The following is a 7,608-nucleotide window of genomic DNA, read 5'->3' as shown; positions in this document are numbered from 1 at the left end:
CGAGATGTGACGGTGATTGGTCTCCGGCTCGATCCAGTCGTACAGCCATTCCTGGATGTTGCCGCGTGACCCCGTCTTCATGGGCGCGAGCCGATCCCGCGCGGCCAGCACCTGGGTGCGGAAGGAGGCGTCCACGCTGAGGGTCTGGCTGGCTTGGGCGACGCCGTTGAACAGATCACGCAGGATCTGGTTGTCCATCGTCGGACCGGCGCACACGCTGACGCCGTTGTGGTGCCCGAGCTCCGGTGAGTTCGACGGGTTGGTGACCAGATAGCCCAGGCTGGGCTCTTGGACGAGGGTGTCGAGGAAGAACTGTGCCGCGCCCTTCATGGCGGGGTAGTAGGTGCGCAGGAAGTCGACGTCGCCGGTGAACTGGTAGTGCTCCCAGATCAGGGTGGCGAGCCAGGCGCCGCCGGTCTGCCACATGCCCCAGAACGCGCCGTCCACCACCGAGGTGGCGCGCCAGGCGTCGGTGTTGTGGTGGGTGACCCAGCCGCCCGCGTTGTACTGCGCCTGCGCGGTGCGGGCGCCCGTCACGGCCAGGTCGCTGATCATCCTGAACACCGGGTCGAAGCATTCGGCCAGGTTGGTGGTGTTCGCGTGCCAGTAGTTCATCGGCAGGTTGGCGTTGATCGTGTACTTCGAATCCCACGCCGGGGTCAGGGAGTCGTTCCAGATGCCCTGCAGGTTGGCCGGCTGGGTACCCGCGCGGGAGGAGGCGATGAGCAGGTAACGGCCGTACTGGAACAGCAGGGCGGCGAACTGGGGGTCGTTGACGCTGTTGTGCTGCGCGATGCGCACGTCGGTCGGCTGGTCGGCGGCTGAGGTGCGGCCCAGGTCCAGGGTGGTGCGGTTGAACAACGCCTGGTAGTCGGCCACGTGACGGCTGCGCAGGTCGTCCCAGGACCGGCCCGCGGCGTTGTTGAGGTGGCCGCGGGCGATGCCCTGGTAGTCGCCGCTGACGTCGCGGTAGTTCTTGTAGCTCGACCCGATCGACACCAGCACGGTCACGCTGTTGGCCTGGCGGACCTGCACCGTGCCGCCCGAGCTGCTGACGGTCCCGCCGTCGGCCACCACCTTGGCCAGGCCGAGGAAGCGGACCTGCCCGGCGATGCCCTCGAAGTCGCCCGAGATGCCGTCGAGGGCCGCCGTCGTGTTGTCGGGGCTCGACCGGGTGACCCGCTGCGGGCTGTCGAAGGTCGCCGAGAAGCTGATCGAGGCCGACCGGTCGGCGGTCAGCCTGATCGCGATGACCTGGTCGGGTGCGCTGGCCAGCACCTCACGCCGGTAGCGGATGCCGTTCTGGGCGTAGGTCGTCACAGCGGTGGCCGTGGTCAGATCGAGGTAGCGGTTGTACTCGGACACGCCGCTGGTGTTGCCGATCGACAACCGCAGGTTGCCGACGGTCTGGTAGGCCAGCTGCCCGGCCGGGCGGCCGAGCATGTTCTGGTCGATCAGGCTCTGCGCCTGGCTCCAGTTGTTCGCGAACACCGCCTGCCTGATCTGGCCCAGCGCGTTCGCGTTACGGCCGCTGCTCTGGTCGTAGGGCCCGCCGGCCCAGACGGTGTCCTCGTTCAACTGCAGGCGCTCGACGTCGACGTTGCCGTAGACCATCGCGCCCAGCCGGCCGTTGCCGATCGGCAGGGCGCGCAGCCAGTCGGTGCCGGCGCTCTCGTCGTACCACAGGGCCAGGTCGCCCGCCTCCGGCGGCGGGGCGGCGGCGGCCCGCGCGACCGCCGTCCACTGGAAGGGCAGTAAGGCCGCGCCAGCGCCGGCGGCGCCGAACTGCAGGACTCTTCTGCGGGAGACGTCGGACATCCCCTACCCCCTGGTCCAGCGCTGGTTGGTGGCGCCGGTGCAGGTCCAGATCTGGATCCTGGCGTTGTTGGCGGTGGAGGCGCCCGACACGTCCAGGCACTTGTTCGCGCCGATCGCGGTGATGCTGCCGTCGCCGTTGAAGCGCCACTTCTGGTTGTTCTGGCCGTTGCAGTCCCAGATGAGGACGCCGGTGCCGTCGGCGGTGCCGTTGTTGTTCACGTCGAGGCACTTGTTGCCGTAGACGCGCAGCTCACCGGCGGCGGTGGAGGTCCACTGCTGGTTGCTCTGGCCGTTGCAGTCCCAGAGCACCACGGCGGTGCCGTTGTTCTGGGAGGCGCCGGTGACGTCCACGCACCGGTTCGAGGCCACGCCTCTCAACGGGCTGGTCGAGGTCGTGGGCGTCGGAGTGGGTGAGGGCGTGGTGGGGGTGCCGCCGCTGACGCGGTAGACGACCGTGCCGTGGGCGGGCACGCTGGCCGAGATGGCGCCGGTGGTGCTGGTGACGGCGTTGGTCCAGGCGTCGCGCAGGTTGAACGAGTTGCCCGACAGGCCGATGGCCGCGGCGGTGGTGCTCATCGTGATGGTGCTGCCGCCCTGGTTGAACAGGGCCACCGCGACGTCGCCGTTGGCCAGGCGCTTGGCCAGGATGCGGCGGGTGCCGTCGTTGCTGATCTGGGTCGCCTGCAGGCCCAGGGTGTCCTGGTTGATGGCGATCAGGTTCTGGTTCTTCATGATCGTGGAGGTGGCGTTGTCCATGTTCCGGACGTCGTTGCCCGCGATCAGCGGCGCGGCCATGATCGCCCACAGGGCGAAGTGGCTGCGCATCTCGGTGTCGTTCATCCCGCCCCGGCCGACCACCATCATGTCGGGGTCGTTGAACGAGCCGGGCGCGGCGTAGCCCGACAGCGGCGCGTTGACGTTGACGATGTTCTGGATGCCCATCGGGTAGCCGTTGGTCTGGCCCGAGTTCCAGGTGTTGGTGATGTCCTCGGTGGTGCGCCAGATGTTGGCGACGTCGCCCCAGTTGCGGCGCGGGCCCGTCTTGTCGTGGATGCTGTTCGGGTTGATGCTGTACAGGATCGGGCGGCCGGTGGCGGCGAGCGCGTCGCGCATCTTGGCGAAGGCCCTGACCTGGTCGTCCATGGTGCCGGTGGGCGAGCACCAGTCGTACTTGAGGTAGTCGACGCCCCAGGCGGCGAACTGGCGGGCGTCCTGGACCTCGTGGTTCAGGGCCCCGGTCGCGCCCGGGTAGGCGTTGAAGTACTGCGCGCAGGTCTTGTCGAGCGGGGCCTGGTAGATGCCGAACTTCATGCCGCGGGCGTGGATGTAGTCGCCCAGCGCCTTCATGCCGCTGGGGAAGCGCGACAGGTTGGGCTGCAGGTTGCCGGAGGAGTCGCGGTTGGGGTCCATCCAGCAGTCGTCGACGACGACGTACTGGTAGCCGAGGTCGCGCATGCCGTTGGCGACCATCGCGTCGGTGGTCTGCTTGATCAGCGTCTCGTTGATGTTGCAGCCGAAGGTGTTCCAGGTGTTCCAGCCCATCGGCGGGGTGCGGCCGACTCCGTTGTTCAACGCCTGCGCCTGAGTCAGAGGGGTGAGCGCCACGGCGACGACGGTCAGGGCCAGCAGCGCGCGGGTTCTTTTCCGGTTCATGGGAGCGGTTCCTGTCACTGGAAGGAGGCGTCGTCGACGTAGAGCCCGTCGGTGCCGGCGGCCGTCTCGACGTAGAAGGAGGCGTTGGTGAGCGTGCCGGTCCACGAGACGGTCGCGGTGCCGGTGAGCTGGGTCCAGCCGTTCGTGTTGACCGTCTGGGCCGGGGTGAGCTGGAGGTAGCTCGTGGTGCCGTTCGCGGTGAGCGTCAGCGTCGCCTTCGCGCTCGGGGTGCCGCTCTGCGAGCGCACCCAGACGCTCGTGGTGTAGCTCTTGCCGTTGGTGAGCAGCGAGGTCACGTTCTGGTGCGGGCCCTGCCACGAGGCGGTACGCCCGGAGTTGAGCAACGACCGGCTGCCGGCGTGGGCCACGTTGGTGGCGGAGGAGAGCGAACCGCCGGAGGAGGTCCAGCCCGTGGTGCCGTTCTCCATCGACCCGTTGGTCAGCAACTCGCCGGTGCTGCCGCCCCCGCCGGTGAACTGCCACCAGTTGAGGTTGAACAGGTAGCCGCTGTTGCCGGCGAAGCGCAGGAACAGGTCACGCGTTCCGGTCGCGCCCGAGATGGGGCAGGTGACGGTGGTCCAGGTCTGCCAGCCGCCGGTGCCGGGCACGGTGCAGGTGCCCACGACCGTGCCGGTCGCGCTGCCGAGCCGGACCTCGATCCGGCCGCCGCTGGTGCCCGAGGCGACCCGGGCGCTGAAGGAGGACGCCCCGGCGCCGAACGCGGCGCCCTTGACCTTGACGTAGTCGCCGTTCTCGATGAAGCCGACGTTCATCCCGCCCTCGGAGGAGACCTCCGTCTCCACCCCTGAGGACCAGGCGATCGTCTCGGCCTCCTGGCGCACATAGGGATTGAGGGTGCCCACCTGGGGCGGCCCGGCGGTGGTCATGTTCATGACCGGGATGGTGCCGTCGGCGTTGTAGGTGAACTTCTCCACCGCCACCGACCTGGTGTAACCGCTGCCGCCCGGCAGCGCGCCGTTGTGGTAGAAGAAGTACGACCCGCCCGCGAAGTCGACGACCCCGGCGTGGTTGGTGAAGCTCGCGCCCTGCCTCGGCATGACCGTTCCCCGGTACGTCCACGGCCCGGTGGCACTCGGAGCCGTCGAATACGCGATGAACTCCGAGCAGCACTCGGCGGCGAACACGTTGTAGTAGAGGCCGTTGCGCTTGTAGACCCAGGGCCCCTCTTCGTAGAGGGTCGGGCGCTGGGCGTTGCCGCTGCGTGCGCCGAACCCGGCGGCGGTGAGGGAGACGTAGTTGATGCCGCCGCTGTAGCTGATCATGTCGCTGTTGAGGCGGACGTAGGCCAGGCGGGGGTTGCCCCAGTAGAGGTAGGCCTGGCCGTCGTCGTCGATGATGACGTTGGGGTCGATCTCGTTGTTGTCGACCAGCGGGCGGCCCAGCGCGTCGGTGAAGGGGCCGGTGGGGCTGTTCGACACGCCGACGCCGATGACCATGCGGCCGGTGGAGCGCTGGCGGACCGGGACGTACCAGTAGAACTTGTTGTTGCGGTAGGCGACGTGGCCGGCCCAGGCGTTGGCGTCGGCCCAGGAGAAGGTGGCCAGGCTCATCGGGGAGCCGTGGTCGGTCCAGTTGGCCATGTCGGAGGAGGAGTAGACGCGCCAGTCGCGCATCGTGAAGTAGGTGGAGCCGTCCTCGTCGTGGCCGGTGTAGAGGTAGACGCGGCCGTTGTGGACCAGGGGCGCGGGGTCGGCGGTGTAGATCGTCTGCACGACCGGGTTGTCGGCCCTGGCCGAGGCCGGCGCCAGCGTCACCAGCAGAAGCGCGCTCATGGCCGACACGACCAGGCGGCGGAGAAGAGGTCTCACGTGTCGCCCCTTTCGGGCGGTGGTGGTGGATGTGGAGGGTCCCGGCCGCGCTGAGTGCTCCCTCTCCGCGCGGCCGGGACCGGTTCAGGTGCTGACCGGCGTCAGCTTGTTAGCGATAACATTCGACTCATGACGTAATGCGGAAGGTCGCGTCCTGGCGGTCCGCCGCACTCGACGAGGCGCTGACCGGGTCGATGCGCAACACGTAGCCCTGGTGCCGCAGGTGATAGGTCGGGAAGTTGTGCGACCGGAACGACGTCCAGTTGCCGTCGGCGAGGCCGGCCACGCGGTGGAAGGTGGCGTCGGCGCGGAACGTCGCCGAGTTGTCGTTGGGGTCGAGCCGGATCGCGTAGTTGTTGTGCCGCAGGAAGTTGCCCGGCGCGGTGATCGCCTCGAAGGAGACGCCGTTGGAGTCGGCCAGACCGGGCACCATGCGCCACAACTGCTCACGGTGCGGGTCGAACGGGTAGGGGTCGATGCGCCCGACGCGGTTGGCGTGCCGGACGAAGTAGTCGGGGAGGTTGTACGACTTGAGCCGCACCCAGTTCGGCAGCCCCCACCGGGAGACCAGCGCGTTGTACTCGGCGTCGGTGATGCCCGCGATCGAGCCGTGCTTGGAGTTCAGCGGCGGGGTGTAGTCACGCTGGTTGGCGGCGGTCCAGGCGTTGGCGCCGATGTTCGACGACGTCCACAGGTAGTAGTCGTTGTTGACCGGGCTGAAGGAGTCGCCCCAGAGCCGCCAGCCGCCCTCGTTGGTCTTCAGCAGCAGCGGCGCCTCGATCGCGTTGCCCATCCGGATGCCGCTGGTGTAGGTCGTGAAGCTGTTCGGCTGGCCGGTCGACGACCGCGCGCCGTAGAGGTTCCCGTCGTTGAGGTTCTTGTAGTAGAGGTACGTGGTCGAGCCGTCGACGACGATGTCGCCGTCCAGGACGTTGAAGCTGGGATTCCAGAAGGTCTGCTGGGCGCTGACCGTCTGGAAGTCGCTGGTGTAGTTGACCGCGAGGATGTCGCGTCCGCCGGTGTTGAACGAGTAGACGATGCCGTACTGGCCGCGCGAGTTGTCGCGGAAGACGGTCGGGGCCCAGGTGTGGCCGCTGGTGGTGTGCATGCGCAGGCGGCGGTAACCCGTGAAGCTGGTCAGGTCGACCGAGTCCCAGACGTGCAGATACTGGCTGGTGGTGCCGAAGTTGAGACCCTTGAGGTCGGTGGCGACGACCACGAAGGTGCCGTCGGCCTTGCGGAAGACCTGCGGGTCCCGTAAGCCCTGCTGCCCGGCGGTGGGGGTGGCGACGGGGTTGTTCTGGTTGAGGGGCGACCAGTTGAGGCCGTCGCGGCTGACGGCCAGGTGCAGGCCGTAGTTGGAGGCCGACTGGTTGGGGGTCTCGGTGAAGTAGGCGAAGACATAGGCGGTGTTGGCCGCCCACGCGGCGCGCGGGAAGCCGGCCACGCCGGCGGTCGCGAGGGCGGCCGTCGTCAGGGCGGTCTTGCCGAACTGCCTGCGGCTCAGGGTCACAGGAATTCCCTTTCTGCTGGTTGTGCACGATTGCCGAGCGAAAGATCAGGCGCGGGAGCAGGTGGTCCCGTCGAGGGTGAAGGCAGCGGGCGCGAACGTGCAGCCGGAGTGACCGGCGTCGGTGTGAGCGGCGTCGGTGCGAGCGGCGTCGGCGTGACCGGCGTCGGCGTGGGTCGCGTCGGTATGAGCGGCGTCGGCGTGGGTGGCGTCGGCACGCCGGGGTTCGGTGGCGTCCCGCTTCATCGGGTACGCCGGGCCGGTTGATCGGACCACGCCGAAGCAGCCGCGTGGCTGGGCGACGGCCAGGGGCGATGACGGGGTGACCGCCAGGACGAGGGTTCGCCGGATCGAGGGAGCGATGGTCAGGATCGCTGGTGGGAGCATGCCGCTTCCTTGGAGGGGGTCGAAAGGCAGGGCCTCGGGAGCTCTGTTATCGCAAACATTTCTGATCTCAGGTCTTCAGGGCGCTCCTTCGGGGGTGCTGCGTTGTCGCGGAGTACATCCGACGGTCCGGTCAGGGTCAACGCGTCGTCGCCCTCACTGACCTGCGGGTAGTCGTGAACGCGGGGCCGGCCTGGGTGTTCGCCCGGGTGGAGATCGCGTCACTCTGCCCGCGCATGTGAAAATTTCACAGAAGTTACCTGTTGGCAACCATTGGTTTCGGTCTTACTTGCGGCGAGTTTTCAAAGGAGCCTCGACTCGCCACGAAAGAGCGGCACGCCTGGTCAGTGAAATCTTTCCAGCAGGTTTCGATAGTTTTCAGAACCCTGTTCCACCGGATGTCGACCACCCGAG

At 68.0% G+C, this 7,608-nt stretch carries 5 protein-coding genes; all 5 read right to left on the bottom strand.

Translation table 11 applies throughout. The features are described from left to right. The coding region (locus AW271_RS37385; RefSeq protein ID WP_169806459.1) for a glycoside hydrolase family 95 protein at positions 1–1,818 on the bottom strand (1,818 nt) is incomplete at its 3' end. 3 nt (positions 1,819–1,821) lie between these two features. Next, the gene (locus AW271_RS37380) at positions 1,822–3,471 is read right to left on the bottom strand and encodes a glycoside hydrolase family 27 protein (protein ID WP_062342982.1); all 1,650 of its coding nucleotides are present in this window, start codon (positions 3,469–3,471) and stop codon (positions 1,822–1,824) included. Positions 3,472–3,485: 14 nt separating this feature from the next. After that, a complete protein-coding gene (locus tag AW271_RS37375) occupies positions 3,486–5,300 on the bottom strand; it encodes a family 43 glycosylhydrolase (RefSeq protein ID WP_245653392.1) in 1,815 nt (604 codons plus the stop codon). A gap of 127 nt (positions 5,301–5,427) precedes the next feature. Next, positions 5,428–6,813, bottom strand: a complete 1,386-nt coding sequence (locus AW271_RS37370; protein WP_062342977.1) for a glycoside hydrolase family 43 protein — start codon at positions 6,811–6,813, stop codon at positions 5,428–5,430. A gap of 45 nt (positions 6,814–6,858) precedes the next feature. After that, entirely contained in the window at positions 6,859–7,197 is a 339-nt protein-coding gene (locus AW271_RS37365; RefSeq protein WP_062342975.1) for a hypothetical protein, read from the bottom strand. Positions 7,198–7,608 lie beyond the last annotated feature (411 nt).

Origin of the sequence: Herbidospora sakaeratensis, from assembly GCF_001570525.1 — a bacterium.
Lineage (GTDB): Bacteria > Actinomycetota > Actinomycetes > Streptosporangiales > Streptosporangiaceae > Herbidospora > Herbidospora sakaeratensis.
This window is presented reverse-complemented; position numbering and strand designations above follow the sequence as displayed.